This window comes from Polynucleobacter sp. MWH-Berg-3C6 (genome assembly GCF_018881855.1).
Taxonomy (GTDB): Bacteria; Pseudomonadota; Gammaproteobacteria; order Burkholderiales; family Burkholderiaceae; genus Polynucleobacter.
Map to the genome: position 1 here is coordinate 264,763 of NZ_JACVPN010000001.1, position 26,310 is coordinate 291,072.

The 26,310-nt window shown below is 46.1% G+C and carries 29 protein-coding genes and 2 tRNA genes; 17 read left to right on the plus strand and 14 right to left on the minus strand.

Annotated features, from left to right (window positions below; translation table 11 throughout):
- The first annotated feature begins 2 nt into the window (after positions 1 to 2).
- Genes recO through nagZ form a run of 4 tightly spaced genes read left to right on the plus strand, consistent with a single transcriptional unit; the run spans position 3 to position 3,008 of the window.
- Positions 3 to 737, plus strand: coding sequence for a DNA repair protein RecO (gene recO / locus ICN13_RS01425; protein ID WP_216138509.1), 735 nt, complete (start codon positions 3 to 5; stop codon positions 735 to 737).
- Positions 738 to 749: 12 nt separating this feature from the next.
- Positions 750 to 1,490 (plus strand): pyridoxine 5'-phosphate synthase, encoded by a 741-nt coding sequence (pdxJ, locus tag ICN13_RS01430; protein ID WP_216138511.1) that lies wholly within the window; start codon positions 750 to 752, stop codon positions 1,488 to 1,490.
- Positions 1,491 to 1,504: 14 nt separating this feature from the next.
- Positions 1,505 to 1,900, plus strand: a complete 396-nt coding sequence (gene acpS, locus ICN13_RS01435) for a holo-ACP synthase (RefSeq protein WP_216138513.1) — start codon at positions 1,505 to 1,507, stop codon at positions 1,898 to 1,900.
- 31 nt (positions 1,901 to 1,931) lie between these two features.
- Entirely contained in the window at positions 1,932 to 3,008 is a 1,077-nt protein-coding gene (nagZ, locus tag ICN13_RS01440) for a beta-N-acetylhexosaminidase (RefSeq protein ID WP_216138515.1), read from the plus strand.
- Between the two features lie 74 nt (positions 3,009 to 3,082).
- On the opposite strand, the gene efp is transcribed toward nagZ, so the two are convergent.
- Both efp and earP read right to left on the minus strand, forming a co-directional pair.
- On the minus strand, positions 3,083 to 3,643 hold the full coding sequence (gene efp / locus ICN13_RS01445) for an elongation factor P (protein ID WP_216138517.1): 561 nt from the start codon (positions 3,641 to 3,643) through the stop codon (positions 3,083 to 3,085).
- Positions 3,644 to 3,728: 85 nt separating this feature from the next.
- A complete protein-coding gene (earP, locus tag ICN13_RS01450; RefSeq protein ID WP_216138519.1) occupies positions 3,729 to 4,799 on the minus strand; it encodes an elongation factor P maturation arginine rhamnosyltransferase EarP in 1,071 nt (356 codons plus the stop codon).
- On the opposite strand from earP, the gene uvrC reads away from it, so the two are divergent.
- The 5 genes from uvrC to ICN13_RS01475 all read left to right on the plus strand — a co-directional run bounded on the left by uvrC (position 4,798) and on the right by ICN13_RS01475 (position 8,192).
- Positions 4,798 to 6,720, plus strand: a complete 1,923-nt coding sequence (gene uvrC, locus ICN13_RS01455) for an excinuclease ABC subunit UvrC (RefSeq protein ID WP_216138521.1) — start codon at positions 4,798 to 4,800, stop codon at positions 6,718 to 6,720. The two genes, earP and uvrC, sit on opposite strands and share 2 nt — an antisense overlap.
- 34 nt (positions 6,721 to 6,754) lie before the next feature.
- A complete protein-coding gene (pgsA, locus tag ICN13_RS01460; RefSeq protein ID WP_216138523.1) occupies positions 6,755 to 7,330 on the plus strand; it encodes a CDP-diacylglycerol--glycerol-3-phosphate 3-phosphatidyltransferase in 576 nt (191 codons plus the stop codon).
- Between the two features lie 116 nt (positions 7,331 to 7,446).
- Positions 7,447 to 7,522 (plus strand) — tRNA-Gly (locus ICN13_RS01465).
- Positions 7,523 to 7,571: 49 nt separating this feature from the next.
- Positions 7,572 to 7,645, plus strand: a tRNA-Cys gene (locus ICN13_RS01470).
- Positions 7,646 to 7,730: 85 nt separating this feature from the next.
- Positions 7,731 to 8,192, plus strand: a complete 462-nt coding sequence (locus tag ICN13_RS01475) for a hypothetical protein (RefSeq protein WP_216138525.1) — start codon at positions 7,731 to 7,733, stop codon at positions 8,190 to 8,192.
- A 68-nt stretch (positions 8,193 to 8,260) separates the two neighbouring features.
- Here the strand turns inward: ICN13_RS01475 and lexA are convergent, their stop codons facing one another.
- Complete coding sequence (gene lexA, locus ICN13_RS01480; protein WP_216138527.1) at positions 8,261 to 8,980, minus strand: transcriptional repressor LexA; 720 nt, start codon at positions 8,978 to 8,980, stop codon at positions 8,261 to 8,263.
- 63 nt (positions 8,981 to 9,043) lie between these two features.
- Here lexA and ICN13_RS01485 point away from each other — a divergent pair, with 63 nt between their 5' ends.
- The 6 genes from ICN13_RS01485 to dnaB all read left to right on the plus strand — a co-directional run bounded on the left by ICN13_RS01485 (position 9,044) and on the right by dnaB (position 13,168).
- Positions 9,044 to 10,090: an asparaginase gene (locus tag ICN13_RS01485; protein ID WP_216138529.1), complete on the plus strand. Its 1,047-nt coding sequence runs from the start codon at positions 9,044 to 9,046 to the stop codon at positions 10,088 to 10,090.
- Positions 10,091 to 10,224: 134 nt separating this feature from the next.
- Positions 10,225 to 10,599, plus strand: coding sequence for a 30S ribosomal protein S6 (rpsF, locus tag ICN13_RS01490; protein WP_087909118.1), 375 nt, complete (start codon positions 10,225 to 10,227; stop codon positions 10,597 to 10,599).
- A gap of 59 nt (positions 10,600 to 10,658) precedes the next feature.
- Complete coding sequence (gene priB, locus ICN13_RS01495; protein WP_087909119.1) at positions 10,659 to 10,952, plus strand: primosomal replication protein N; 294 nt, start codon at positions 10,659 to 10,661, stop codon at positions 10,950 to 10,952.
- A 13-nt stretch (positions 10,953 to 10,965) separates the two neighbouring features.
- Positions 10,966 to 11,238 (plus strand): 30S ribosomal protein S18, encoded by a 273-nt coding sequence (gene rpsR / locus ICN13_RS01500; protein ID WP_028819198.1) that lies wholly within the window; start codon positions 10,966 to 10,968, stop codon positions 11,236 to 11,238.
- A gap of 13 nt (positions 11,239 to 11,251) precedes the next feature.
- Positions 11,252 to 11,704: a 50S ribosomal protein L9 gene (rplI, locus tag ICN13_RS01505; protein ID WP_216138531.1), complete on the plus strand. Its 453-nt coding sequence runs from the start codon at positions 11,252 to 11,254 to the stop codon at positions 11,702 to 11,704.
- Positions 11,705 to 11,728: 24 nt separating this feature from the next.
- Positions 11,729 to 13,168 carry a replicative DNA helicase gene (dnaB, locus tag ICN13_RS01510; protein WP_370622929.1) on the plus strand — a complete coding sequence of 480 codons (1,440 nt, stop codon included), beginning with the start codon at positions 11,729 to 11,731 and terminating at the stop codon, positions 13,166 to 13,168.
- A gap of 87 nt (positions 13,169 to 13,255) precedes the next feature.
- Here dnaB and ICN13_RS01515 read toward each other — a convergent pair whose 3' ends face one another.
- From ICN13_RS01515 to ICN13_RS01565, 11 genes are all read right to left on the minus strand, one after another.
- On the minus strand, positions 13,256 to 13,528 hold the full coding sequence (locus ICN13_RS01515; protein ID WP_216138534.1) for a homogentisate 1,2-dioxygenase: 273 nt from the start codon (positions 13,526 to 13,528) through the stop codon (positions 13,256 to 13,258).
- A 112-nt stretch (positions 13,529 to 13,640) separates the two neighbouring features.
- Entirely contained in the window at positions 13,641 to 14,165 is a 525-nt protein-coding gene (locus ICN13_RS01520) for a C40 family peptidase (protein ID WP_216138536.1), read from the minus strand.
- A complete protein-coding gene (locus tag ICN13_RS01525) occupies positions 14,146 to 15,792 on the minus strand; it encodes a PhoH family protein (RefSeq protein WP_216138538.1) in 1,647 nt (548 codons plus the stop codon). The genes ICN13_RS01520 and ICN13_RS01525 overlap by 20 nt, the downstream gene beginning before the upstream one ends.
- Before the next feature lie 233 nt (positions 15,793 to 16,025).
- Positions 16,026 to 16,493, minus strand: a complete 468-nt coding sequence (locus ICN13_RS01530; RefSeq protein WP_216138540.1) for a peroxiredoxin — start codon at positions 16,491 to 16,493, stop codon at positions 16,026 to 16,028.
- A 31-nt stretch (positions 16,494 to 16,524) separates the two neighbouring features.
- A complete protein-coding gene (locus ICN13_RS01535) occupies positions 16,525 to 17,451 on the minus strand; it encodes a polysaccharide deacetylase family protein (protein WP_216138542.1) in 927 nt (308 codons plus the stop codon).
- Positions 17,452 to 17,470: 19 nt separating this feature from the next.
- Positions 17,471 to 18,517: a bifunctional UDP-4-keto-pentose/UDP-xylose synthase gene (locus ICN13_RS01540; RefSeq protein ID WP_216138545.1), complete on the minus strand. Its 1,047-nt coding sequence runs from the start codon at positions 18,515 to 18,517 to the stop codon at positions 17,471 to 17,473.
- A 37-nt stretch (positions 18,518 to 18,554) separates the two neighbouring features.
- A complete protein-coding gene (locus ICN13_RS01545) occupies positions 18,555 to 19,424 on the minus strand; it encodes a formyltransferase (RefSeq protein ID WP_216138553.1) in 870 nt (289 codons plus the stop codon).
- Complete coding sequence (locus ICN13_RS01550) at positions 19,425 to 20,387, minus strand: glycosyltransferase (protein WP_216138556.1); 963 nt, start codon at positions 20,385 to 20,387, stop codon at positions 19,425 to 19,427. It abuts the gene before it with no gap.
- Positions 20,388 to 20,428: 41 nt separating this feature from the next.
- Entirely contained in the window at positions 20,429 to 21,583 is a 1,155-nt protein-coding gene (locus ICN13_RS01555; RefSeq protein ID WP_216138558.1) for a DegT/DnrJ/EryC1/StrS aminotransferase family protein, read from the minus strand.
- Positions 21,584 to 21,594: 11 nt separating this feature from the next.
- Complete coding sequence (locus tag ICN13_RS01560; RefSeq protein WP_216138560.1) at positions 21,595 to 23,286, minus strand: glycosyltransferase family 39 protein; 1,692 nt, start codon at positions 23,284 to 23,286, stop codon at positions 21,595 to 21,597.
- Entirely contained in the window at positions 23,286 to 23,663 is a 378-nt protein-coding gene (locus tag ICN13_RS01565; protein ID WP_216138562.1) for an Mth938-like domain-containing protein, read from the minus strand. Before ICN13_RS01565 ends, ICN13_RS01560 begins: the two co-directional genes overlap by 1 nt.
- A gap of 79 nt (positions 23,664 to 23,742) precedes the next feature.
- Between ICN13_RS01565 and ICN13_RS01570 the strand changes: the two genes are divergently transcribed.
- Both ICN13_RS01570 and ICN13_RS01575 read left to right on the plus strand, forming a co-directional pair.
- Entirely contained in the window at positions 23,743 to 24,999 is a 1,257-nt protein-coding gene (locus ICN13_RS01570) for an aminotransferase class I/II-fold pyridoxal phosphate-dependent enzyme (protein WP_216138564.1), read from the plus strand.
- A complete protein-coding gene (locus ICN13_RS01575) occupies positions 24,996 to 26,306 on the plus strand; it encodes a homoserine dehydrogenase (RefSeq protein WP_216138566.1) in 1,311 nt (436 codons plus the stop codon). Before ICN13_RS01570 ends, ICN13_RS01575 begins: the two co-directional genes overlap by 4 nt.
- Positions 26,307 to 26,310: the final 4 nt, after the last annotated feature.

Sequence of the window (26,310 nt, forward strand, 5' to 3'; positions counted from 1 at the left end):
TCATGGCCTCGATTCGCGTTGCTGACGAGCCTGCTTTTGTATTGCATAGCATTCCCTATAAAGAGACTAGCTTAATTCTGGACGTCTTTACTCGGCAGTATGGCCGTATGGCCTTGATTGCCAAAGGTGCAAAGCGTCCACACTCTACATTGCGTCCCGTCCTCCAACGCTTTCAACCACTACTGGTTTCTTGGAGCGGTAAATCAGAATTGCGTACCTTAACGAAGTCCGAGTGGGTTGGGGGAATGCCTTCCTTGGTTGGTGATGCCCTACTTTGTGGTTTTTATCTCAATGAGCTATTAGTCAAATTCCTAGCACGTGAAGATGACTACGAAAAACTCTACGATCGCTATACCGAAACTATTAATGCCTTATCGAATCTTGAATTTGAATCCAAAGGTCTAGAAGAAATTCTGCGCCCATTTGAGTTATCACTTTTGCAAGAGACGGGTTATGCAGCCGCCTTGGACCGCTGTGTTGAAACCAATGATCTACCAGATGCCAAGACTCAATATGTCTATCAGCCCGAACGTGGTGTCCGCCCAGTGCAAGGTGATGATCCTGGCCATTGGCCAGTATTGACTGGTAAATCACTACTTGCAATTGCAGTCGGGGATTTTTCAGACCCAGAAACATTGTCAGAGAGTAAGCAATTGATGCGTTTCCTGCTGGGCTTGCATCTACAAGATCAGGTTTTGACCACCAGGCAAATTCTGATTGATCTCAAAAAAATCTAGTAATCTACAGCTATGACAACCCAAGCCCTAGAACTCGGTATCAATATCGATCACGTAGCCACCTTGCGTAATGCCCGTGGGACAGTCTATCCAGATCCAATCAGGGCTGCACTATTAGCAGAAGAGGCTGGTGCTGATTTAATTACTCTGCATTTGCGTGAAGATCGTCGACATATTAAAGATGCTGATTTATTAGCATTGCGCCCACTCATTAGAACGCGTATGAACCTCGAGTGTGCAGTGACTCCTGAAATGTTGAATATTGCTTGCAAAGTAAAGCCGCACGATGTGTGCTTGGTCCCCGAGAAGCGGGAAGAAGTCACGACTGAAGGTGGGCTAGATGTTATCGGTCACTTTTCTGTAGTGAAAGTAGCTACCAAGCAATTGCAGGATGCTGGCATTCGGGTATCACTGTTTATCGATCCCGAGGAAAAGCAATTACAAGCCGCAAAGGATGTTGGTGCTACCGTGGTGGAATTGCATACTGGGCGTTACGCTGATTTATCTGGTCCAGATCAGACAAAAGAATTGGAGCGCATTCGTAAGGCAGCTCAATTTGGAAAGAGTATTGGTTTAAGAGTGAATGCCGGTCATGGCTTGCACGAAGGTAATGTCATGCCCATTGCTGCTATTACCGAATTATCTGAACTCAATATTGGTCATGCTATTGTTGCTGAGGCAGTATTTAAAGGTTGGAAAACAGCAATTGCCGATATGAAGACTCTGATGATTCAGGGTCGAAAAAACGTATAAAGTAAATACAACAAATGATCATTGGTATTGGTACAGATATTCTGCAGATTGAGCGCTTACAAGCTGCTTATGATCGGACTAATGGCCGCTTGGCTGAAAGAATTCTGGGGCCAGATGAGATGTTGGTCTTTAAGCACCGTCTTTCCAGAAATCACAAGCGGGGGATTGCATTCTTAGCAACTCGCTTCGCTGCTAAAGAGGCATTCTCCAAAGCAATTGGTTTGGGGATGCGTATGCCGATGACTTGGCGTTCATTGCAAACCTTAAATGAGCCTAGCGGAAAGCCTGTGACTTCCTATTTGGGCGCGCTCGCCAAATTTATGGAAGAAAAGAATTGGGAAACACACGTTACCGTGAGTGATGAGCAAGATATGGCGATCGCCCATGTCATCGTTACTCAAAAGCAATAGTCAGAAATATAGAATTGATTAAGAGGAAGAGATGAGTAAAGCCGCTATGAACCCAGGACCAGTGACATTGGATGTGGTTGGCCAGGCCTTAAATGCCGAAGATCGTCGTCGCATCCTTGATCCTTTGACTGGTGGTGTCATCTTGTTTGGTAGAAACTTTGCCAATCGTAAACAACTCACCAAACTCACTACTGATATTAAAAAGTTACGCCCCGATGTTTTGATCTCTATTGATCATGAGGGTGGCCGAGTGCAGCGCTGTAAAACAGATGGCTTTACCCATCTTCCAGCAATGCGCAAGTTAGGCGAGCTTTGGGGTGTTAAGAGTAATTCAACTCATGCTGCGGAGTCTGCAGCGCTTGCCATGGCAGCCGCTACTGCATGTGGCTATGTCTTAGCTGCCGAGTTACGCGCTTGCGGCGTGGACTTTAGTTTTACACCAGTGCTGGATTTGGATTTTGGTCGAAGCGGCGTCATTGGCGATCGTTCCTTTAGTCGTGATCCGCAAATTGTATTTGCCTTGGCGAAAAGCTTGAATGAAGGTCTGCGTTTAGCGGATATGGCTAACTGTGGCAAACATTTTCCAGGTCATGGTTGGGCTGAAGCGGATTCTCACGTTGCCATTCCAGTAGATGAGCGTTCTTTATCTGAAATTTTGAATGATGATGCCAAGCCATATGAGTGGCTAGATCTCAGTTTGGCGGCAGTGATGCCAGCCCATGTGATTTATCCAAAGGTGGATAGCAATCCCGCAGGTTTTTCTCAGATTTGGTTGCACTCTATCTTGCGTCAAGAATTGGGATTTGAGGGGGTGATCTTTAGTGATGACCTCTCGATGGAGGGTGCTAGCGTTGCGGGCTCTGTAGTGAAGGGTGCTGAGATGGCCCTCAATGCTGGCTGTGATGCGGTTCTGATTTGTAATCGTCCAGACTTGGCCGATCAATTACTTGCAAAACTCAAGGTTACTAAGGCCAAGCAATCTGAGTCTGCTACGCGTTTGAATCGCTTGATGCCAAAGTCGTCCGCTTTATCCTGGGATGAACTGCAAGGTGAAGCAGAGTATCAACATGCTAAAGGTTTACTGAAGCAAATGAAGTTGATTATTTAAGGCTCTGCTGAATGTAAAAATAAAAAAGCCCGGCGTACCGGGCTTTTTATATTGAGCTTACTAGTCAGCTTTGCTTAGTTAGCACGGCTGCGGTATTCACCGGTACGAGTATCGATCTCGATCTTGTCACCAGTGTTGCAGAACAAAGGCACTTGCAATTCATAGCCAGTAGCCAGTTTTGCATTCTTCAATACTTTACCGGAGCTGGTATCGCCCTTGACTGCTGGTTCTGTGTAAATAATTTCACGAACAAGCGAGTTTGGCATTGCAACTGAAAGCGCCTTACCTTCGTAGAGCACTACTTCGCATGGCATGCTTTCTTCGAGATAATTTAATGCATCACCCATGAACTCAGCTTCAACTTCGTATTGGTTGTAATCGCCATCCATAAATACATACATAGGATCAGCGAAATAAGAGTAGGTGCAATCTTTTTTCTCAAGAATCACAACATCAAACTTATCATCAGCCTTGTAAACACCTTCATTTGGTGCGCCGGTTAACAAGTTCTTAAATTTCATTTTCACAACAGATGAGTTGCGGCCTGATCGGCTGTATTCTGCTTTTAAAACGACCATGGCATCAGTGCCGATCATTACTACGTTACCAACGCGGAGTTCTTGTGCTGTTTTCATCTTGCTATTCCTGGGTGCAGAGCTATTTTTCTGCGGTTTTATCAAAAACAAGATTGTAACCGCCCGCAGGCCTTTACTGCAGGGCTTAGGCTATAAAGCTCACTAGGCGTGCGGCTAGACCACCATCCCCCTGTGTTTTGAGTATGTGGGCACGCCACGCCTTGGAATGGCCATTCCAGGATTCTAGGGATTTCAGCCATTCGCTGGGCATGGCCCAGGTCATAGCAGCAATAGTGGCCAATCTGAGTTCTTGGCTGGCATTCTCTAGATATAAATCTAAGAAAGCGGCCAATTTAACTTCATGGGCCCGATCTTCTTGAGGATAGATATGCCAAATAAATGGTTTGCCTGCTAGTTGAGCGCGAACGAATGAATCTTCACCACGAACAATATTGAAGTCACATTGTGAGAGTACCCAGTCATATTCATCTTGCGACACAAACGGCATGGAAAGAAGTTGTATGTTTGAGGGTAGCTCTATGGTTTTTTCACCATAGAGATTAAGAAGCTCAGCATGACCATGCGTCAATAGCACATCGACACTCTCGCCAATACTAGCTAAGTCCTCAAGCCATTTGCCCAAGGGGGCTCCAGGGTAGCAAAAAACACTGATGCGTTTTGCTCCGGGTCTAAGCTTTAACCAGATGGACTTCAGACTCTTGGGAATGAGATGGGCAACTTGTCTGCCTTCTAAAGGGATCGGATCCAATAGCAAGCCACCAACATCATCCTGAAATCCTGGGAAGAAAAAATACTTAGGAATGCCGTGAGATTGTGGTGATGCTTTTGCATGAAATTCTGTGACCCAGGGTTCAGCACTGAGATACTCTAAATTGATGATGATGGGCTTGATGGCCGCAATAAACAGTCCAGCCAGATAGCGCTCTGGTAAATCACAGCCAAAGGCCTCAATCACGACATCTGGCGCTTCAACTGGGTGTCGGGCATTACTGTAGCTAGCCTCCCAGGGTTGAATATCAATTTTGTGCCCTAGCGCTTCATCACTGCCAGAAGCGAGTAAATTAAGGGTTGGTAAGTCATCGCAGAAAATACGGACTTGTTGGTCATGAAGACTTGATAAGCTTCGGGCTAGACGCCAGCAAACACCAGCATCACCATAGTTATCTACGATTTGGCAGAAAATATCCCAACGCATGACTAATTCTTCTTTTGAAAACCTTCAGCAAGACGTTAAACGGCTACCCGGATTGCCGGGGGTATATCGCTTCTTTGATGAAGCGGGGCATATTCTGTATGTTGGCAAAGCACGCGACCTCAAAAAACGCGTCTCTAGTTATTTTCAAAACAAACAACTTTCACCACGCATAGCACTCATGGTGGGCAAAATTGCCCGCTATGAAACAACAGTAACACGGTCTGAAACTGAAGCCCTCATTCTAGAGAACAATCTCATCAAAGAGTTGGCTCCGCCATTCAATATTTTATTTAGAGATGATAAGTCTTATCCCTATGTGATGTTGACGGGCCATCAGTTCCCAAGATTGGCATCGTACCGTGGCAAAGTAGATAAGCGTAATCATTATTTTGGGCCATTTCCGAATTCTTGGGCGGTACGCAATAGCGTACAGATTTTGCAAAAAGTATTTCGTCTGAGAACTTGTGAAGACTCTGTATTTAAGAATCGTAGTCGCCCCTGTTTACTTCATCAAATTCATCGTTGTAGTGCTCCCTGCGTTGGCAGACTCAGCGTAGAGCAATATGGTCAAGATGTAGCTCAGGCAACGCGCTTTCTAGAGGGCGATCATAGTCGCGTGCTATCAGAGCTCGAAAAAGAAATGCATGCCCATAGCGAAGCCATGGAATTTGAAATGGCGGCAGTATTACGTGATCGCATTGCGGATCTTTCAAGTGTTTTGCAGCAACAGTCTATGGATACTGTTGCCGAAGGTGAGGGTGATGTAGATGTGATTGCTGTCGCGCAAATGGAAGGAATGGTTTGTGTGAATTTGGCCATGATCCGTGGCGGACGCCACCTCGGCGATAGGGCTTACTTCCCTAAGGGTTTGCGGACCACCTCTGGTGAGTTGCCAGCACCCCCGGAAATTCTGGAAGCTTTTATTGCGCAACATTATTTAGAAGAGGGAGTTGATGAGTCAGCGACTGGCGTAACAACGAATTTAATTCCGCCAGTATTGGTTCTAAACCATGCCTTGCAATCGACTAGCGATGATGTCTCTAAGCTAAGTGATGCCCCGCCGGAAGACTTACATGAGCTATTAAATGCGCAAGCCGGAAGAAAAATTACCTTCTTGCATCAGCCGCAAGGTCAGCGTCGTCATTGGCTGGCGATGGCTGAAGGCAATGCCAAGATTGCCTTAACGAAACGCTTAGTAGAGACTGGTGGCCAATTGGCAAGAGCTCGTGCTTTAGCAGATATTTTGGCGCTCGATTTAGAAAGTCTTGAGCAACTGCGCATTGAGTGTTTTGATATTAGCCACACCTCTGGTGAAGCTACTCAAGCATCCTGCGTGGTGTATACCAAGAACGCGATGCAATCCAGTGAATATCGCCGCTTCAATATCAGTGACATTACACCGGGTGATGACTACGCTGCTATGCGTCAAGTACTGCAAAGACGTTATGCAAATTTTCAAGAGCTTCCGGTAGACAAAATTCCTCAAGTTATTTTGATTGATGGCGGCAAGGGTCAGGTCGAGATGGCAAGACAAGTTCTTACTGAATTTGGCATGGATGTGGGATTGATTGTTGGTGTAGCCAAAGGCGAGGGTCGTAAGGTTGGCTTGGAAACACTCATCTTTGCTGATGGACGACCAGCCTTAGAGCTTGGCATTGATAGCGCTGCTTTATTGTTAGTTGCCCAGATTCGGGATGAGGCTCATCGTTTCGCAATCACAGGTATGCGTGCTAAACGAGCCAAGGCAAGAACAGTATCCCGTTTAGAAGAAATCGAAGGTATTGGAGCCAAAAGACGTCAAAAGCTTTTAGCTCGGTTTGGCGGCCTCAAAGGCGTGGCTAATGCCAGCATTGAAGAGATCGCTAGCGTAGAAGGGGTATCACTCACTCTTGCTGAGCAAATTTATCGTCAACTGCATTAGTAAGCTAGTCACTCACTTGGTTTATGCTTGATGTATGCCGTTTAATCTTCCTATTGCCCTGACCTGGTTGCGTGTTGCAGCAATTCCACTGCTGGTAGCAATCTTTTATCTACCTGGCACCTGGTTAACTCCATTTGAGAAGAATGTCATTGCAACTGTCATCTTTGTATTTGCTGCGCTGACAGATTGGTTAGACGGATTTTTGGCGAGACGAATGCATCAAGAGTCTGCCTTTGGGCAATTCCTAGATCCGGTGGCAGATAAACTGATTGTGGCAGCCGCATTATTGGTCTTGTTGAATATGGATCGCGTTCAAGTATGGGTTGCCCTCATCATCATTGGCCGTGAAATTACGATCTCTGCTTTGCGCGAGTGGATGGCTTTATTGGGTGCCGGCAAAAGTGTGGCGGTGCATATGGTTGGGAAATTAAAAACAACTGCACAGTTAGTCGCAATTCCATTTTTGCTACTCAACGACACTTTATTTGGTTGGCTAGACTGCGCCAGAATCGGTACTTGGCTGATTTGGGTGGCTTCATTTTTAACGCTTTGGTCAATGTTCTATTACATGCAAAAGGCTTTGCCGCAATTGGTGGGCAAAATCGATTAAATCTGAAAAAGCCCAGCTAGATAGGGTTTTGAGGGTGATTTCATTTGGGTCATTTTTAGCTTTGAGGGGGAATAATGCTTTCTCTTCGATTGTTTGTTAAACTGTCGCCCTGTTATGCGGGAATAGCTCAGCTGGTAGAGCGATACCTTGCCAAGGTATAGGTCGGGAGTTCGAACCTCCTTTCCCGCTCCAAGTTCGATGGGAAGCCCTCAAAAGCTTCCCATTTTTGATTAAAGCATCTGGCGCGTTGGCCGAGTGGTTAGGCAGGAGCCTGCAAAGCTTCGTACGGGGGTTCGATTCCCTCACGCGCCTCCAGTAATTTCGCTTGACGAAATAGGGGCATCCCCTAAAATACTTTCAAGTAATGTAAGCAAAACTCATTAACTACATAAAGCGAAAAATGATCAATATTCATACCCTTAAAGTCGGAACACTTGCATTGTTCTTCTCTGCTTTATTGGGCGCATGTGCTAGCTCTGGAGACTCTCCTACTGGGACTGCAAATGAAGTTCAGGAGATTCAGACTCAGCTGCTAGGTGACATGCCATTACCAGCTGCCTCAAAAATTATTGGTGCAGATTCCTTAATCATTGGTCGCGGTGATAACTGGGTCGGCCGGGTAGTGTTGTCTGGTGTCCAAACTCCAACAGATATTTATGCTTTCTTTCAGTCTGAGTACCCACGAGCAGGATGGACGACTGTCAGTGCTGTAAAATCCAAAACGAGTATTTTGGTTTTTACGAAGGGCGATCGTACGGCTACAGTTGAATTAAATGAGGGCTCATTGACTGGGCCAAAAACGATTATTACTATTACCTCCTCGCCAAAGAATGCAAACGTAGTTGCACCAAGCCGTAAGTAATTTAGAAAAGCATTATGAAAAAATAAAAAAGGCCTCCACTGGAGGCCTTTTGCTTTAAGGGCGCTAGCTTACAAACCTCCCGCCCGAATCAGGCCAACAGCTTGACCTTCAATAGCAAAGTTGGGTTGGCGTCCGTCTACCAGAATGTTCTTGAACTCAGGATTCTCGGCTTGTAATTCAATCACCATACCATTAGCAGTTTTCTTTTGTTGCCAACGCTTCACGGTAACCTCATCATCAAGGCGTGCAACCACAATATCGCCATTGCGAACTTCAGTAGTTTTTCTGACGGCCAAATAGTCGCCATCTAAAATTCCAGCATCACGCATACTCATGCCAACCACTTTCAATAAGTAGTCTGCACCTTTACTAAACAAGCTTGGATCAATAGGAACTTGTTTTTCAATATGCTCTACAGCCATGATTGGTGAGCCAGCAGCAACACGTCCGATGAGTGGAAGAGTGAGTTGTTGTAATGCGCCCGATGGTAATGACATCTGACGATATTTATTGGTGTGATGCGTTTGATTAAAACGCTGTGGAATACGAATACCGCGAGATGTACCAGGCGTTAGTTCGATGTAACCTTTTTTCGCTAATGCACGAAGGTGCTCTTCAGCGGCATTAGCAGATGCAAAACCAAGTTGAGCGGCGATCTCTGCACGAGTGGGTGGTGAGCCACTCTCATCGATGGCCTTGGTGATTAATTCCAAAATCTCATTCTGGCGTGAAGTGAGTTTGGGGAGGGCAGTCAGCTCCTCTGGAAAATCGACTGTATTTATGTCCATACTGGGATTGTATACAGCACTATTTGATAATTCAAGCACTTTTGCTCGGGGGATAATGGAGGGATGAGCTCCAAACTAAATCCGCTGGAAAAATCACCCCATATCTTGGTTTTGGGAATGGGCGGCACCATTGCAGGTTTAGCCCCAAATCCAGAGGGCGACCCAAAGTCCTATCAGGCGGGGGAATTGGGTATTGAGACCCTTTTAGCGAAGATTCAAGAGGCTATTCCAGGGGACTTAAAGCTAGTTGCTCAACAGCTGGCAAACATCGATAGTCGTGATTTAAGTGAAGATCTACTAACCCTTCTAGGCAATACCGTTATGACTTCTCTGCGTGATCCAAACGTTCAAGGGATTGTCATCACCCATGGCACGGACACTGTTGAAGAGGCCGGATTCTTCTTGTCCGCCACCTGCGGCAAGCTTGCTGAAAAATTAGGCAAAAGAGTAGTTGTGACGGGCGCCATGCTGCCAGCAAATGCACCCCAGGCCGATGGCCCTTTAAATCTGCTTGATGCCCTCAAATGGGCCGCAACCGCTCCAGAAAATTGCCCAGGTGGGATATTTGCCGTATTTGCGGGCAAGGCTTGCCTGGCGCGAGACTTGGCAAAGCGCCATACCTCAGCTCTTAATGCCCCTTTAATGGATTCTCCTTGTAGTCCTTTGGGTCTCATTAACCCTTCTTGGCTATCCCGCATAAGGGCGGTTGAAGCCGCATCAGGTGAGGATGTGCCCATTCCTGAAGGCCAATGGCCGTGGGTGGAGATTGTGACTAGCCATGCTGGCGCGAGATCTCAGCTTCTAGAGCTTCTGACAAATTCAGGTGTGAAAGGCTTGGTATTGGCTGGGACTGGCTTGGGAGGGCTTCATCAGGCCTGGGGCAGCTCCTTAAAACAAGCTGCTGATAAGGGAATAGCACTAGTGAAAACATCCCGAACTGGTGCTGGAGCGCTTGGGGGTGATTCTGGAGGTGTTTTGGCTGCTGGCAGTCTTTCTGCTCCTCGGGCGCGTATTGCTCTGCAGTTAGCATTAAATGCCGCAAAAGCAGATAAATCCCTGACTTGGCAGGATTTTTTTGCTAGAATGGCGGTCTTGCCTGAATTTAGGTAAGCGCTGAAAAGCGGCTTTAAAAGTGTTGTAGCAGTACCTACAATTTGTTACTACCTTGTCACACTGGCGCTAACTTTAAAAACCATCGAAAGTTAGCAAGACGCCCAGGTGACTTTATCCTTAAGGAGTGTTAGATGCGTCATTATGAAATCGTCTTTATCGTCCACCCGGACCAAAGCGAGCAAGTGCCTGCGATGATCGATCGCTACAAAGCTACATTAGCAGCTGCGGGCGGCAAAATCCATCGCATGGAAGATTGGGGCCGTCGTCAGATGGCTTACATGATCGACAAACTTGCTAAAGCCCACTACGTTTGCATGAACATTGAGTGCGACCAGAAAACTCTGGAAGAGCTCGAGCATGCGTTCAAATTTAACGATGCTGTTTTGCGTCACCTCATCATCAAGACTAAGAAAGCTGAAACAGAGCCTTCCATCATGATGAAAGAAGTGCAACGTGAAGAAGCGCGCAAATCAGCCCAAACCGAAGCTCCTGTAGCTGCGGAATAAGTTAGAAATTTGAAGAGGAATACACAGACTAGAAAACGTATCAGAGAAGCGGAGCGGCGTTGAATCATTTCACCCTCACTGCGATCTTGGTATCTAAAGACGCGATTCGATTTACACCAGCAGGAATACCGGTGATGCATTGTCAGCTAGAACATAGCGGCCAGGCAAACGAGGTAGGAGTGGCAAGGAAAATTCAGATGAGCGTTGAAGCCATAGCAATCGGTCCAATACAAAAGGATCTAGAGCAAATGGACTTAGGAACTGAGGCAGTATTTGAAGGGTTCTTAGCACCGAAGACTCTACGTAATCAAAGACTGGTTTTCCACATTAACCATATTCAATTGAAAAATTAAAGAGGAAATCATCATGGCGTTTGGAAAGAAACCCGATTTCAAAAAGAAACCAGCTCAGAACCCATTGTTCAAGCGTAAGCGTTATTGCCGTTTCACAGTTGGTGGCGTTGAGCAAATCGACTACAAAGATGTAGATACATTGAAGGACTTCATTGGCGAGAATGCCAAGATCACTCCTGCTCGTTTGACAGGCACAAAAGCAAAATATCAGCGTCAGTTAGACACTGCTATCAAGCGTGCTCGTTTCTTGGCTTTATTGCCATTCTCCGATCAACATAAGAAATAATTGGGAGCCCTCAATGCAAATCATTCTTTTAGAAAAAGTAACAAACTTGGGCAACCTCGGCGACGTAGTACGCGTTAAAGACGGTTTCGCTCGTAACTTCCTAATCCCACAACGTAAAGCCCGTCGTGCGACTGAAGCAGCTATTGCTGACTTTGCAATTCGTCGTGCTGAGCTAGAAAAATTGGCTGCTGAGAAATTGGCTGCTGCGCAAGTGGTTGGCACAAAGCTTAAAGACTTGGTTCTTGAAATCGGTCAAAAAGCAGGTGTTGACGGTCGTTTGTTTGGTTCTGTAACCAATCACGATATTGCTGATGCTCTTAAAGCCAAAGGTTTTACGATTGAGAAAGCTTCGATTCGTATGCCTACTGGCCCGTTGAAAATGGTTGGTGATCACCCTGTAGCGGTTGCTGTTCATACCGACGTAGTGAGTGATATCACCATTCGTGTGGTTGGCGAGCAAGCTTAAGTTTTAAATCTGTAAACTAGCCTCATGGCTGAATCCCGTTCACGTTCCGTTACGCTGAATCCCGGCATGATGGGTTCTGGGGATGCAGTCGTGCAGGCTTTAAAAGTCCCGCCGCATTCTGTAGAAGCCGAGCAATCATTGCTTGGTGGTCTACTGATCGATAACACCGCCTGGGATCGCCTTGGTGGCGTGTTAACTGATAAAGATTTCTATCGCCCTGAACATGCCTTGATCTATAAGGTCGTTGCACGTTTGGTTGGCGATAATCATCCTGCTGACGTCATTACTGTTCATGATGCAATTAAATCTGAACAGGGTGGTGATTTAGTGAGCGTTGATTACCTCAATTCATTAGCCCAAAATACTCCTAGTGCCGCGAATATCAAAGGCTATGCCGATATTGTTCGTGACCGCAGTATTTTGCGTCGCTTGATTGAAGTTTCCGACAATATTGTTAACTCCGCTTTTGTTCCAGAAGGACGTTCTGTAAGAACACTGTTGGATGAAGCAGAGTCTCGTATTTTGCAAATTGGTGAAGAGGGTAGTCGCAAAGCAGATTACCTCGAGATCGAACCGCTCTTGCGCTCAGTTGTTGCTCGTATTGATGAGCTTTACAACCGCCAAGGTGGCAGTGACATCACTGGTATTGCCACAGGCTTCATTGACCTTGATAAACAAACGAGTGGCTTGCAAAAAGGTGACTTAGTTATTGTTGCTGGTCGTCCCTCAATGGGCAAGACTGCTTTTGCATTGAATATTGCAGAGAACGTTGCACTTGCAGAAGGATTGCCGGTCGTGGTGTTCTCCATGGAGATGTCAGGTGAGCAATTAGCATCACGTCTTTTGGGTTCAGTAGGGCGCGTTGACCAAGGTCGGATGCGTACTGGTAAGCTGCAAGATGATGAGTGGCCACGTGTTACTGATGCTATTGCCCGTTTAAGTAATACCCAAATTTTGATTGATGAGACTGGTTCTTTATCAAGCCTAGAGTTGCGTGCACGCGCACGCCGTATCGCCAGAAACTTTGGCGGCACTCTTGGTTTGGTGGTGATTGACTACTTGCAGTTGATGAGTGGCTCTGGTTCAGAAAACCGCGCAACGGAGATTTCTGAAATCTCTCGCTCCCTCAAGTCACTTGCAAAAGAATTGCAGTGTCCAGTAGTAGCGCTTTCTCAGCTCAATCGTGGCTTAGAGCAACGTCCAAATAAGCGACCAATCATGTCTGACCTGCGTGAGTCAGGCGCGATTGAGCAAGATGCCGACTTGATTATGTTTATCTATCGTGATGAGGTATATCACCCGGATACGACAACTGACAAGGGTATGGCTGAGATCATTATCGGCAAGCAGCGTAATGGTCCAATTGGCACAGTCAGATTAAGTTGGCAAGGCCCGTATACCAAGTTTGATAACTTGGCGATGGGCTCAATCGGATATTCTTCTGGCGGTTACGAGCCGTTCTAGGAAAAAACTGAAGTAGTTAATCAGCTGGCTACTAAAGATAAATAAAAAGCCTCGCATCGCGAGGCTTTTTATTTGAGTCAAAGACAACTACTTCTTTGCATCTGCTTCACATTTCTTCATAAATGAATCTTTAGCTGCACCATATAAAGGTTTGCCATCTTTACTGAGCGCCTTAGCAGCACAGCCAGAATCAGGAGCTGCTTCACTCATACATTTCTTTATAGAAGCCTCTTTGGCAGCACCATAAATAGGCTTACCGTCTTTGCTGACAGCTTTTGTTTCACATTCGGCTTGAGATAGCGCAAATGCTGGCGCTGCTAGTGTGAAGGCAAGGCCTAGAGCAAGAATGATTCTTTTCATGTGAACCCCTTCTATTAAAAATTTCATTAAAAATACTTCTCTGGATCTACTGTAATTAAATCTTTCCTTCTTGTGAATCTAGGGCAAATGCTATGTACCCCAAGGTGAATGTTTATTGATAGCGTCTCGCCTCAGTAAATTTGGCAGCCCAATAGGGCGAGGTAATGTAGTCAAGACGTACGGTTCCACCTGCGCTGGGGGCATGAACAAATCTTCCTTGGCCTACGTAGATTCCAGCGTGTGAATATTTTTCCCCAGTGGTATTAAAGAACACCAAGTCTCCCGGTGCGGGCGGCTGACCCTCAATGCTTTGACCTTTAGTGCTCATTAGCTGAATAGTCCGCGGTAACTTAATGCCAGCAGCTTTGTTATAGACATACACAATGAGCCCACTGCAATCAAACCCACCCTTAGGGGTGTTGCCGCCATAGCGATAGGGTACATCTACCAAACCAACCGCCGCAATAGAAATATCTTCTGTGCCTACGCTCGTGTCTTGCTTAAATTGCGCTACTTTAGAAGTACTTGATTTAGTGCCAAGGGTGCTGCACCCACTGATTGCTAGGGCGCAAATAAAAATGCCGCACCCAATTAGAGTGCGGCATGAGAGGGATTGCTTAGAGTGCGTCAGCAGCATGATCCGCAAGACGTGAGCGCTCGCCGCGCGCCAGGGTAACGTGGCCACCATGACGCCAACCTTTAAAGCGATCCACAACATAAGTCAGACCGGATGAGCCTTCAGTGAGGTAAGGCGTATCAATCTGCGCAATATTGCCAAGGCAAACAATTTTGGTTCCTGGGCCCGCACGGGTTACCAGGGTTTTCATTTGCTTTGGTGTTAAGTTTTGCGCCTCATCAATGATCACGAACTTGCTCACAAAAGTTCTACCGCGCATAAAGTTCATGCTCTTTACCTTAATGCGTGAACGAATGAGTTCCTGGGTTGCTGCACGACCCCATTCACCAGCATCATCGTTGCGTTGCAGAACTTCGAGGTTGTCATCAAACGCACCCATCCATGGCTGCATCTTCTCTTCTTCGGTTCCTGGTAGGAAGCCGATGTCTTCACCAACCGGAACGGTGGCGCGAGTAATGATGATCTCGTTATAGCGTTTGCTATCAAGCACTTGCTCAAGGCCTGCTGCCAAAGCCAAGAGGGTCTTACCAGTACCGGCTTGGCCTAGTAGCGTGACAAAGTCTACATCTGGGTTCATCAGCAAGTTCATGGCAAAGTTTTGCTCACGGTTACGTGCTGTAACGCTCCATACATTATTTTTCTGGTGTGAGAAATCCCGCAGAGTTTGCAAGAGGGCAGTCTTGCCATTGATTTCTCGCACATGTGCATAGAAGGGTGTTGAGCCGTCAGGATTTTCTTGATAAACAAATTGATTGACTAGCATGCTAGGTACTGCAGGCCCAGTGACTCTATAGAACATCGTGCCAGACTTAGAGTCTGACCAGCTTTCCATATCCTTGCCATGTTTTGGCCAGAAGTCAGCTGATAAAGCCATCACTCCGGAGTACATCAAGTCACGGTCTTCTAATACCTGGTCGTTGAAGTAATCCTCAGCAGGTAAGCCCAGTGCACGCGCTTTGATGCGCATATTGATATCTTTAGATACCAGAACCACTTCTTGGCCACTGCGAGTCTTTTGTAACTCACTAACAACCGCCAAAATCATGTTATCGCCCTTGCCCTCAGGAAGTCCTTCTGGCAATGCTTGGGTAGATAGTTTTGTTTGGAAAAAGAGGCGACCTGAAACATCTTGATTGCCAAGCTTGTTTAGTGGAATGCCTTCATCTAGGGTTCCGCTGGTGCCTGCAACCAATTGATCCAAGGAGCGACTGACAGTACGAGCGTTACGAGCTACTTCAGTCATTCCCTTTTTATGATTATCCAGCTCTTCAAGCGTGGTCATTGGCAAGAAAAGGTCATGCTCTGAAAAGCGGAACAAAGAACTAGGATCATGCATAAGCACGTTTGTATCCAATACGAAAAGGCTTGGAGGCCCGGTACGGATTACACGCTTTGGTTTGGCTGGACTTGCTGCCTTACTGTCATTGCGAACCGATGCGCGATCTGCCTTAATTTTTTCAAGAGCTACCTCTGCTGCAGATAAATCCTCTTCTGCATCATTGGCCCAATCTGAGGTTTCCATCACTACTGGTTTTGCTGGTGCAGGACGTTTCTTTAAATCCGGAGCATCTTTGCGACTGAGTTTTACTTGATCAGCAATTTGAGTTGGGATGGGTGGCAGTGGCATGGACTCTCCTAAAAGAAAAAACCGCCAAGCGGAGTGCGTTGACGGTTTATTACGAAACTAGTTGTATTGAGGTCTAAAAAACGGAGGGGGTTACTCCCCGAACCTGTTCTGAAATATTCAGGTTTCTGATTCAAACGGATTGTCAGACTTTCCCGTCGTTTACGGTGCATATGACTTTACTTTACCCCAAATTTTGGGGTTTGCAAGCACCTCAGAACAAATTCTTGTAAAAATTATTTAGTGGCTTGGGCCGCCTGTAATACTTCTGTTACATGACCTGGGACTTTGAGGCCGCGCCACTCTTTAACGAGCTTGCCAGAGGAGTCAAATAGGAAAGTGCTGCGCTCAACGCCACGGACTTGTTTGCCATACATATTCTTCATTTTCATGACCCCAAAGATCTGGCAGAGCTTCTCTTCAGTGTCGGCAACAAGTTCAAAAGGAAGTTGTAATTTGCTGCGGAAGTTGTCATGAGACTTGAGGCTATCTCGGGAAACCCCTACCACCAGCGTATTGGCTTTTGTGAATGCATCAATGTTGTCTCTGAATTCACCAGACTCTGCTGTGCAGCCAGGAGTCATATCTTTTGGATAAAAGTAAAGAACTAACTTTTTACCCTTGGCTGAAGCTGGAGAAAAGGTCAGTCCCGATGTTGCAGGAATAGCGCACTGAGGCATAGATTGACCGATAGCTACTGTCATGATGATCCTTTGTTATTGTCTCTAGGTTTTATTAATTTGCTGCGTGATTCTGAATAATCAATTCACCACTGCGATTAGGTATCTCGCCCCAAGTCAGTGGCAGTACGGCTATTTTATCGAGTTGATTGGTGGCCTTCCAAGATTGGTGTAGCTCACCCATAGTAACGAGGTCGTGGCCTTGATTTAGCCATCCAGCTAATAGCTGTTCAAATGCTGGCAATAGCTTCTGACCCTCAAGTTCAGCATGCAGAGTGAAGACTTGGTCATTTGGGTTGCTTTGAGTGATTGCTAGGAGCTTTTTCACTGCACCAAATTCATCTGCGCCGTCAATGCCAATCAGTTCATCAAAAGTTGGCAGTGTAGTTGGATATTGGACGTGCTTCGCTTTACCCGATGGCAAGGCTAATCGATAAGGCACTAGATTCGGTTCAGCTCTGCCATCTGAGGAGTAAGTAATGCCCCATTGATCAAGCTGTTCAAATGCTGCTGCGTTCATTTGCCAACCAGCAGCGCCATAAGTTACTGGTGGATGACCAAAAATTTCTAGAAAGCGATTCCAGCTTTTTTGCATCATTGCTTTAGTCCATTGGGCATCTTGAGTGCGTACTGCATCTTGCCAAGCAACATGGTCCCACGTATGAATGCCAGTTTCATGACCAGCTTGATCAATCGCACGCATTTCTGCGGCTGCTTTCTTACCAATATCTGGACCAGGAATGAGAACTCCGTAGAGCAGGGTCTTGATACCGTAATGCTCTACAACTGAGGTGCGACTCACTTTTTTCAGAAAGCCTGGGCGAAAGACGCGCTTGAGAGCCCAGCCCGTATGGTCGGGACCAAGACTAAATAAGAAGGTAGCCTTGAGGCCAAAACGTTCGAGGGTGCGGGCTAAATTGGGTACGCCTTCTTTAGTACCGCGTAAGGTATCAACGTCTACCTTGAGAGCAATCTTAGCCATGAACCCTTGAGATGATTACTTATTCTTTATCAACTAAAGAGCGGGCTTTTTCTACATCCTGGCGGTAGGCTTCAAAAATATTCTTGAGAGCATCGCCCATCGTAGTAGTTGGCTTCCAACCCAGCTCACTCATTGTGTTGTCAATGGCAGGTACGCGGTTTTGAACGTCCTGATAGCCTTCGCCGTAATACGCGCCTGAAGTGGTTTCCACAATCTTCACAGCGTTTGCAGTCTTCGCATATTCAGGAATACTGCGTGCAATCTCGAGCATTTGATTGGCTAATTCGCGAACAGAGTGATTATTCTTTGGGTTGCCAATGTTATAGATCTTGCCATTTGCAACACCATCTTTGTTGTCGATGATGCGCATCAATGCATCGATACCATCATCTATATAAGTGAAGGCACGCTTCTGGGCGCCACCATCCACTAAGTTGATTGGCTCACCGCGAACAATGTGCCCCAAGAACTGAGTTACTACGCGGGATGAACCTTCTTTTGGTGTGTAGATGCTGTCTAAACCAGGGCCAATCCAGTTAAATGGGCGGAAGAGGGTAAAACGCAAACCTTCCATGCCGTAACCCCAGATCACGCGGTCCATTAACTGTTTAGAACAGGCATAGATCCAACGTGGTTTATTGATTGGACCATAGACCATATTAGATTTAGCGGGATCAAATTCGCTGTCCTCGCACATGCCATAAACCTCAGAGGTTGATGGAAACACCAAATGCTTTTTGTATTTAACAGCAGAGCGAACGATTGGAAGATTGGCTTCGAAGTCGAGCTCGAAAACTTTCAATGGTTGCTGAACATAAGTTGCAGGAGTTGCGATGGCAACTAAAGGCAGGATGACGTCGCATTTACGAATGTGATACTCAACCCATTCTTTGTTGATAGTGATATCACCCTCAAAAAAGTGCATGCGTGGATGCTTAACTAAATCACCTAGGCGATCATTTTGCATATCCATGCCATAGACATCCCAATCGGTTGTCTCCAGAATACGCTTGGAAAGATGGTGACCAATAAAGCCATTAACACCAAGAATGAGTACTTTTTTCATCTCTACTGCCTCGTTTTAATCTAATGTATGTTGCTATTTATTTGTTGGCTGGGAACCATTCCAAGACTTCAACTGCCTGGCGGTCACCGCAAATACCGAATACCCGATTATCAACCACTTGGATGCCTTGGGCACCAAGATCCAGATTGGCTGGGAAAGGCCCTTTGAGGCTGGTTCGCGCTACCGTCATTGTTTGCCCTTGGTAGTCTGTAAAGGCCCCTGGATAAGGGGGTGCGACAGCCCTCACTAGGTTATGCACCTGAATTGCCTTCTGGTTCCAATGAATTTGCCCATCCGCAGGTTTTCTACCGCCAAAATAGCTGCCTTTTTGGAGTTCATTGGGTTTGCGGGGTACATTACCCTTCATCAAACTAGGTAGGGCCGCATTGATGACTGCTACTGCCGCCTGACTCACCTTGCTAAATACATCAGTAGCGGTTTCATCCGGCCCAATACTCACTGCAGATTGACCAACGATATCGCCGGCATCCGGTTTAGCTTCCATGATGTGCAAAGTTGCGCCGGTTTGTGTTTCTCCATGCAAGATTGCCCAGTTCACTGGAGCGCGACCACGATATTTAGGCAGTAGCGATCCATGCATGTTTAAGGCAGCAATCTTGGCACAAGCCAGAATCTGCGCAGGAATCATGTAGCGATAGTAAAAAGAAAAAATGTAGTCTGGCGATAGTGCTTGTAGTTTTGCAGCTAATTCAACCAATTCAGTTGCACTAGGCGTGATGTAAGGAATACTTTTCTCTTGGCAGAGCTTGGCAACGCTACCAAACCAAACATTCTCATTGGGGTTATCTTGATGGGTAACCACCAGATCAACTTGGATGCCTGCAGTTAATAAAGCGTTGAGGCAATTGAGACCAACATCGTGATAAGCGAAGACGACTGCGTGCAATTATTTTTTCTCTAAAACAGTTTGCACAACATAACGTGGGCGATTGCGAATTTGTTGATAGATTCGGCCAATATATTCGCCCAGGAGGCCAAGACCAAAGAGCATGACGCCAATCAGGAAGAAGGTTAGCGCGAAGAGGGTAAAGACTCCCTCAACCTCAGCGCCAAGCACAAACCGACGGACTAGGAGATAGGCAAACAGGCTGCCGGCAGCAAGCGATAACAACATACCCAGAATGGAGAAGATCTGCAAAGGCATGATGGAGAAGCCAGTCACCAGATCAAAGTTCAAGCGAATGAGTTGATAGAGACTATATTTAGATTCACCAGCAAAACGCTCCTCGTGTTTGACAGTAATTTCAATCGGGTTAGCTGCAAAGGTATAAGCAAGCGCCGGAATAAAGGTATTGTTTTCATCGCACTGACGAACTAAATCGACGATACGACGACTATAGCCACGCAACATGCAGCCTTGGTCCGTCATTGTGATGCGGGTAATGTTTTCACGTAAGCCATTCATAGCGCGTGAAGCAAATTTTCTGAAGAAGCTATCACGGCGATCTGCGCGAATGGTACCAACGTAATCATGACCTTTTAATAACTGCTCAGCTAAAGCATCTATTTCTTCAGGGGGGTTTTGTAAATCTGCATCTAAAGTGATGATGTATTCACCTTTAGCGTATTCAAAACCCGCCATGATGGCCATGTGTTGACCAAAATTACTGTGGAACAAAACGGCGCGGGTAACATCAGGGCGAAGTTCAACTTGCTTGGCCAAGATTCCTGCTGAGCGATCTTTACTGCCGTCGTTTACAAAAACGACTTCATAGGAAATATTGCGCTTGGCAGCTAGGCCGTCCAAGGACGGGTAAAGGCGATCAAACAAGGCTTGAAGGCCGTCTTCCTCGTTATAAACGGGAATAACAATACTGAGCTTTGGGTTGGCAACTAAATGTGCAGTCATGCTGCAATTTTGCCTGATTCTTCGGGCTTGGCCTAATTAGGCTAGTTTTTGCAGTGTTTCTTGAGGATTCCAAGCAATCCACTGGCTATGCGACCAATATCTTCGTCCGCCATGCCTGGAAAAAGTGGCAGGGTAAGAATAGAGCGGCCAATACGTTCTGCTATTGGCGTGTCACTTGTTTTGTAGCCTTGATTTTTATAAAGGGTAAATCCAGTAATCGCGGGGTAGTGCACTCCCGTACCAATTCCCAAATCTTTTAGTTCAGTCATTACTTGGGCGCGATCACAATTCAATTGCTCCAGTGGTAATACCACCTGAAACATATGCCAATTGCTGTCAGTGAAGTTTTCAACAGGCAACTCTAATTTGAGATTTTCTAATCCAGCTGATTTCAACTCTGCACGAATAAAATCAAAATATTGGCGAGCAAGCGCTGCACGACGTGTTTGATAGGCAGGTAATTGCTTTAATTGCTGAATTCCAATCACCGCATTTACATCAGTCAAATTATCTTTCCCACCAAGTACATCAACGTCCATACCATCCATGCCTTGACGAGTTAAGCCTTGCAGACGAAATTTTTCAGCAAGCTTAGCTTCATCGGCGTTATTCAGAACTAGACAGCCACCTTCTACAGTGGTGAGATTCTTATTGGCTTGGAAGCTAAAGCTCACCAAGTCACCAAAGCTACCAATCCTCTTCCCTTTCCATTGGGAGCCAAAGGCTTGAGCAGCATCTTCAATAACGCGCAGATTGTGCTGCTTCGCTAGCGAGTAGAGTTGATCCATATCAACTGGTAAGCCAGCTAAATACACGGGCATGATCCCTCGTGTTTTAGGAGTGATTGCCGCCGCAACTTTCTTGAGATCAATATTGCGTGTAATGGGATCAATATCAACAAAGACAGGCTTTGCACCAACCCCTAAGATGACATTAGAGGTAGCTACCCAAGAAATCGGCGTGGTAATGACTTCATCGCCTGCACCAATACCAGCAACTTGTAATGCAATTTTCATTGTTGCTGTGCCGTTTGCAAAGCAGCGCACAGTACGGCCGCCAAAGTATTCACTTAAGCTTGCTTCAAACTCTGCTAACTTGGGTCCTGAGGTTACCCAACCAGAGCGCAATACTTCTGAAACAGCATCAATTGTTTCTTGATTAAAGCTGGGGCGGGTGAAGGGAATAAAGTCAGACATGTGCTTCTATCTTACCGCGTCACATTCGTTGTATCAGGATGTTTCACAATCACTCTGCGGGAATCACGATCTACTTCTTGCATGGGCAGATTTAACTCTTGGAGCGCAACATACTGCTCAGGAACCATTAAGGCGTAGGCAGTTGGATCCTCTTTCCAGCGAGTAATAAAGGCATCTAGAGTCGGCATCCACAGCTCAGGCTCCCGATTGACGCCAAACTCAAGCTCATCTGGAGACTCAACCATGATCATCGTTCTACCAAGATAAAAGGGCATAGTGTGATCTAGGAGGCGAACAGAATAGAAATTTACGTTTTCTGGAATGGATGCTTTTACTCGATTGGCAAGATCAATACCGGAAACCGCGCGACCTAATGTTTCATGGCCTGTTCCAGCGATGATGGCGCACAGAAAAAATCCACAAGCAAAACTCACAATACTTTGAATACCATTTCGTTTACTTTGCCATGCTGCAAATGCGCTAAACATAATGAGCGCAATTAAAGCAGCAATGACCCAGTAGGTATATTGAGCATATGCCTCAATCTCATCTGGCCTTGCTTCTTTGCCGATATCAGTCAAAAAGAAAAATCCAATGCAGCCCAAGATTGCAAAGCCGATCGTTTGCAACCTCCAAGGGAGCTCCATGGAGTTAGTGTGTGCCAGCAATTTATCTAGACGATTACCAATTAATAATGCGAGAGCTGGAAAAATAGGAATGATGTAGCCCGGTAGCTTAGAGCGTGAAACACTAAAAAAGGCGAAGATCACAGCAAACCAACATACCAATAACCAACCGCTTGAGAAGTCGCGCCGACGTTCACTCCATGCTTGCACAATCGAGCCTGGGATTTGCAGCACCCAAGGCAGTATGCCGATCAATAGCAATGGTACGAAGTAGTAAATGGGGCCTGTTCTGCTATGAGCATCCTGAGTAAAGCGTTGGAGGTGCTCATGAATAAAGAAGAACTCTAAGAATTCAGGATTGCGCTGCGCCACCAAGACGAACCATGGAGCCGTAATCACTAGAAACAAAATCGTACCGCTGAACAAGCGTAAACGCGTCCAGATTTTCCAATCCCAAGTGCTAATGGAATATACAACAAAGACCATTGCAGGAATGGCAGCACCAATCACTCCCTTGGAAAGTGTTGCTAGTGCCATAAAGATCCAGCATGTCCACATCCAATTTCGACAACTAGATTTATTGCTTGCATTTTGCGCTAACAATAAGCTGCAGAGCGCTGCTACTAAAAAAGAGGAGAGCCCCATGTCAAGGGAATTAAAGTGGCCACTAATAACCCACATCGGACTTGATGCGAGAACAACAGCAGCCAACCATCCTGCTCTAGCACTGTAGATGCGGGCTCCGGTAAAGCCGATGAGTAATATCGTTAGAAAGCCAGTAAGTGCAGTCCACAAACGCGCTTGCCAATCGCCGATACCAAATAGTTGAAATGCTGCTGCAGTTGCCCAAGCTTGGAGCGGTGGTTTTTCAAAATACTTATAGCCGTTATAGCGCGGCGTTACCCAATCGCCAGTGACCAACATCTCCCTTGCTATTTCTGCATAACGCCCCTCGTCGGATGGAATCAGGTGGCGATAGTTAAGTGTGCCAAACCATAGCAAGGCATAAATAATGAGAAGTAATAAAATTTTGCCGGGATGTAGGGCAGAAGACTGTCGAATTTGTCCAAACTGCATTAGCTTGGCTCCACGATTAAGGCCAGCAGAACTTGACGTCCTTCACCCACCAAAATGTTGTAGGTTCGGCAGGCGGCCTGTGAATCCATGATTTCAAAGCCAATTTTGGCCAAAATCAGAGATTTGAGGAGTTCTGGCTTAGGAAAGCGCTGTTTATTGCCCGTTCCAATCAGAATTAATTCAGGCTTGAGATCAACCATTTGGGCGAAATGGGATGCATCTAGGCCTTCAAATGACTGGACTGGCCACTCAGAAATTGCCCCGTCAGAGCTCAATAAGACAGCATGGGCATATGGGGTCTGGTTGATCTCGACATAGCCATCTCCATAGCCGGTGATCGTATTGGCTCCAGAATGGGGGTCAGATTGAAGCTTCAAGTGGACTCTCTGTCATAATAATGTGGATTATAGCTAGCTGTTTTTTCCAAGATTTCAAGAACTTACCCTTTAATTTATTGTGAAACCCATCTTAAAGTCCAAAAAACTCGACAACGTCTGTTACGACATTCGTGGGCCGGTGCTTGAGCTCGCTCAGCGCATGGAGGAAGAGGGCCACAAAATCATCAAATTAAACATCGGAAACGTAGGGGTTTTCGGTTTTGATCCTCCCGAAGAAATTCAGTTGGACATGATTCGTAATTTGAGTAATGCCTCTGCCTATTCTGACTCCAAAGGTATCTTCGCTGCTCGCAAAGCCATCATGCAGTATTGCCAAGAAAAGGGCATTCAAGGTGTAGCGCTAGATGATGTTTATACCGGTAATGGTGTTTCTGAACTCATCGTACTTTCAATGAATGCATTATTGAACGATGGTGATGAAGTCTTGGTTCCTGCCCCTGACTATCCGCTGTGGACTGCTGCAGTGAGTTTGTCTAGCGGTACTCCAGTTCACTACTTATGTGATGAGTCAAAAGATTGGGCGCCAGACTTAAATGATCTGCGCAAAAAAATTACGCCGCGTACCAAAGCGATTGTGGTGATTAATCCAAACAATCCAACCGGCGCAATTTATTCCAAAGAAGTATTGCTAGAGATGGTGAAAATCGCTCGTGAGCATGGTTTGATTTTGTTTGCTGATGAGATCTACGACAAGATGTTGTATGACGCAGAGAAACATATTTCGCTTGCATCCTTGTCTACTGATGTAGTCACCATTACCTTTAATGGCCTATCTAAGAACTACCGTTCCTGCGGCTACCGCGCAGGCTGGATGGTGGTTTCAGGCGATAAAGAAATGGTACGTGACTATATCGAGGGCCTCAATATGTTGGCTTCGATGCGCTTGTGCGCAAACGTGCCGGGTCAGTACGCGATTCAAACAGCGCTAGGTGGTTACCAAAGTATTGACGACTTGGTAGGTGAAGGTGGTCGCTTGGCAAAGCAGCGCGATCTTGCATGGAAACTCATCACTGATATTCCTGGGGTGACTTGCGTTAAACCAAAATCTGCTTTGTATTTATTTCCAAAGTTAGATCCTGAGGTTTATCCAATTAAAGATGACCAGCAGTTTGTTGCTGATCTTCTCAAAGAAGAAAAAGTATTGTTAGTGCAGGGCTCTGGTTTTAATTGGGGCAAGCCTGATCACTTCCGCGTAGTGTTCTTACCTCATGAAGATGTGCTGACTGAGGCGATTGGTCGCCTTGCCCGTTTTCTAGAGCGTTATCGTAATAAGCATGGCCATAAGGCTTCTTCAACTGCAGTAAAGGCATCATGAAACCGATTCAAGTAGGTCTATTAGGTATTGGCACCGTTGGTGGTGGAGTATTCACCGTTCTCGAGCGTAACCAAGATGAAATCACCCGCCGTGCTGGTCGCAGCATTCGCATCAATACAGTTGCTGATCTCAATGTAGAGCGCGCCAAAGAAATCGTGAAAGATCGTGCGCAGATCGTCAATGACGCCCGCGCTGTGATCAATAATCCTGAGATTGACATCGTCGTTGAACTTATTGGCGGCTACGGCATCGCCAAAGACTTAGTTCTAGAGGCTATTGCCGCAGGTAAGCATGTGGTTACGGCTAACAAAGCCCTGATCGCAGTGCATGGTAACGAGATTTTTAAAGCAGCTCACGCTAAAGGCGTGATGGTTGCATTTGAAGCTGCGGTTGCTGGCGGTATCCCCATTATTAAAGCCTTGCGTGAAGGCTTAACAGCGAATCGGATTGAATGGATCGCCGGCATTATTAACGGTACAACCAATTTCATTCTCTCTGAGATGCGCGATAAAGGCTTGGACTTTGCGACGGTTCTCAAGGAAGCTCAACGTCTTGGTTACGCTGAAGCAGATCCGACATTTGATATTGAAGGTGTTGATGCTGCTCATAAAGCAACCATCATGAGTGCGATTGCTTTTGGTATTCCAATGCAATTTGATAAGGCTCACATTGAAGGCATTACTAAATTAGCTGCAATCGATATTCGTTATGCAGAGCAATTGGGCTACCGCATCAAGTTATTGGGCATTGCTAAGAAAACCCCAACTGGTGTTGAGTTGCGCGTACATCCAACTTTAATTCCTACAAAGCGCTTGATTGCGAACGTTGAAGGCGCCATGAATGCTGTGCAAGTATTTGGTGATGCAGTAGGCACTACCTTGTATTACGGTAAGGGCGCTGGCTCCGAACCAACTGCATCCGCTGTGATTGCTGACTTGGTGGATATCACTCGTTTACTGAGCGCGGATCCCGAGCATCGTGTGCCATATTTGGCTTTTCAACCTGATGCCGTTCAAAATACCCCAGTACTGCCTATCGGCGAGATTACTACGAGCTACTACTTGCGTATGCGTGTGGCTGACCAAGCGGGTGTATTGGCTGACATCACCAAGATCTTGGCTGCACATGGTGTATCGATTGATGCGCTCTTGCAAAAAGAAGCTGATGAAGGTGAAAGCCAAACCGATTTGGTTGCTTTAACCCATGAGACTAAAGAGAAGAACATGCTTGCCGCTATCAAAGAGATTCAAAATCTCAAAACAGTAGATGGCGAAGTGGTGAAGATCCGTTTAGAAAATCTGTCTTAAGTAA

Coding starts and splice junctions, on each gene's coding strand:
- recO (WP_216138509.1), top strand. CDS start 3: ATGGCCTCGATTCGCGTTGCTGACGAGCCTGCTTTTGTATTGCATAGC.
- pdxJ (WP_216138511.1), top strand. CDS start 750: ATGACAACCCAAGCCCTAGAACTCGGTATCAATATCGATCACGTAGCC.
- acpS (WP_216138513.1), top strand. CDS start 1,505: ATGATCATTGGTATTGGTACAGATATTCTGCAGATTGAGCGCTTACAA.
- nagZ (WP_216138515.1), top strand. CDS start 1,932: ATGAGTAAAGCCGCTATGAACCCAGGACCAGTGACATTGGATGTGGTT.
- efp (WP_216138517.1), bottom strand. CDS start 3,643: ATGAAAACAGCACAAGAACTCCGCGTTGGTAACGTAGTAATGATCGGC.
- uvrC (WP_216138521.1), top strand. CDS start 4,798: ATGACTAATTCTTCTTTTGAAAACCTTCAGCAAGACGTTAAACGGCTA.
- earP (WP_216138519.1), bottom strand. CDS start 4,799: ATGCGTTGGGATATTTTCTGCCAAATCGTAGATAACTATGGTGATGCT.
- pgsA (WP_216138523.1), top strand. CDS start 6,755: ATGCCGTTTAATCTTCCTATTGCCCTGACCTGGTTGCGTGTTGCAGCA.
- ICN13_RS01475 (WP_216138525.1), top strand. CDS start 7,731: ATGATCAATATTCATACCCTTAAAGTCGGAACACTTGCATTGTTCTTC.
- lexA (WP_216138527.1), bottom strand. CDS start 8,980: ATGGACATAAATACAGTCGATTTTCCAGAGGAGCTGACTGCCCTCCCC.
- ICN13_RS01485 (WP_216138529.1), top strand. CDS start 9,044: ATGAGCTCCAAACTAAATCCGCTGGAAAAATCACCCCATATCTTGGTT.
- rpsF (WP_087909118.1), top strand. CDS start 10,225: ATGCGTCATTATGAAATCGTCTTTATCGTCCACCCGGACCAAAGCGAG.
- rpsR (WP_028819198.1), top strand. CDS start 10,966: ATGGCGTTTGGAAAGAAACCCGATTTCAAAAAGAAACCAGCTCAGAAC.
- rplI (WP_216138531.1), top strand. CDS start 11,252: ATGCAAATCATTCTTTTAGAAAAAGTAACAAACTTGGGCAACCTCGGC.
- dnaB (WP_370622929.1), top strand. CDS start 11,729: ATGGCTGAATCCCGTTCACGTTCCGTTACGCTGAATCCCGGCATGATG.
- ICN13_RS01515 (WP_216138534.1), bottom strand. CDS start 13,528: ATGAAAAGAATCATTCTTGCTCTAGGCCTTGCCTTCACACTAGCAGCG.
- ICN13_RS01520 (WP_216138536.1), bottom strand. CDS start 14,165: ATGCTGCTGACGCACTCTAAGCAATCCCTCTCATGCCGCACTCTAATT.
- ICN13_RS01525 (WP_216138538.1), bottom strand. CDS start 15,792: ATGCCACTGCCACCCATCCCAACTCAAATTGCTGATCAAGTAAAACTC.
- ICN13_RS01530 (WP_216138540.1), bottom strand. CDS start 16,493: ATGACAGTAGCTATCGGTCAATCTATGCCTCAGTGCGCTATTCCTGCA.
- ICN13_RS01535 (WP_216138542.1), bottom strand. CDS start 17,451: ATGGCTAAGATTGCTCTCAAGGTAGACGTTGATACCTTACGCGGTACT.
- ICN13_RS01540 (WP_216138545.1), bottom strand. CDS start 18,517: ATGAAAAAAGTACTCATTCTTGGTGTTAATGGCTTTATTGGTCACCAT.
- ICN13_RS01550 (WP_216138556.1), bottom strand. CDS start 20,387: ATGACTGCACATTTAGTTGCCAACCCAAAGCTCAGTATTGTTATTCCC.
- ICN13_RS01555 (WP_216138558.1), bottom strand. CDS start 21,583: ATGTCTGACTTTATTCCCTTCACCCGCCCCAGCTTTAATCAAGAAACA.
- ICN13_RS01560 (WP_216138560.1), bottom strand. CDS start 23,286: ATGCAGTTTGGACAAATTCGACAGTCTTCTGCCCTACATCCCGGCAAA.
- ICN13_RS01575 (WP_216138566.1), top strand. CDS start 24,996: ATGAAACCGATTCAAGTAGGTCTATTAGGTATTGGCACCGTTGGTGGT.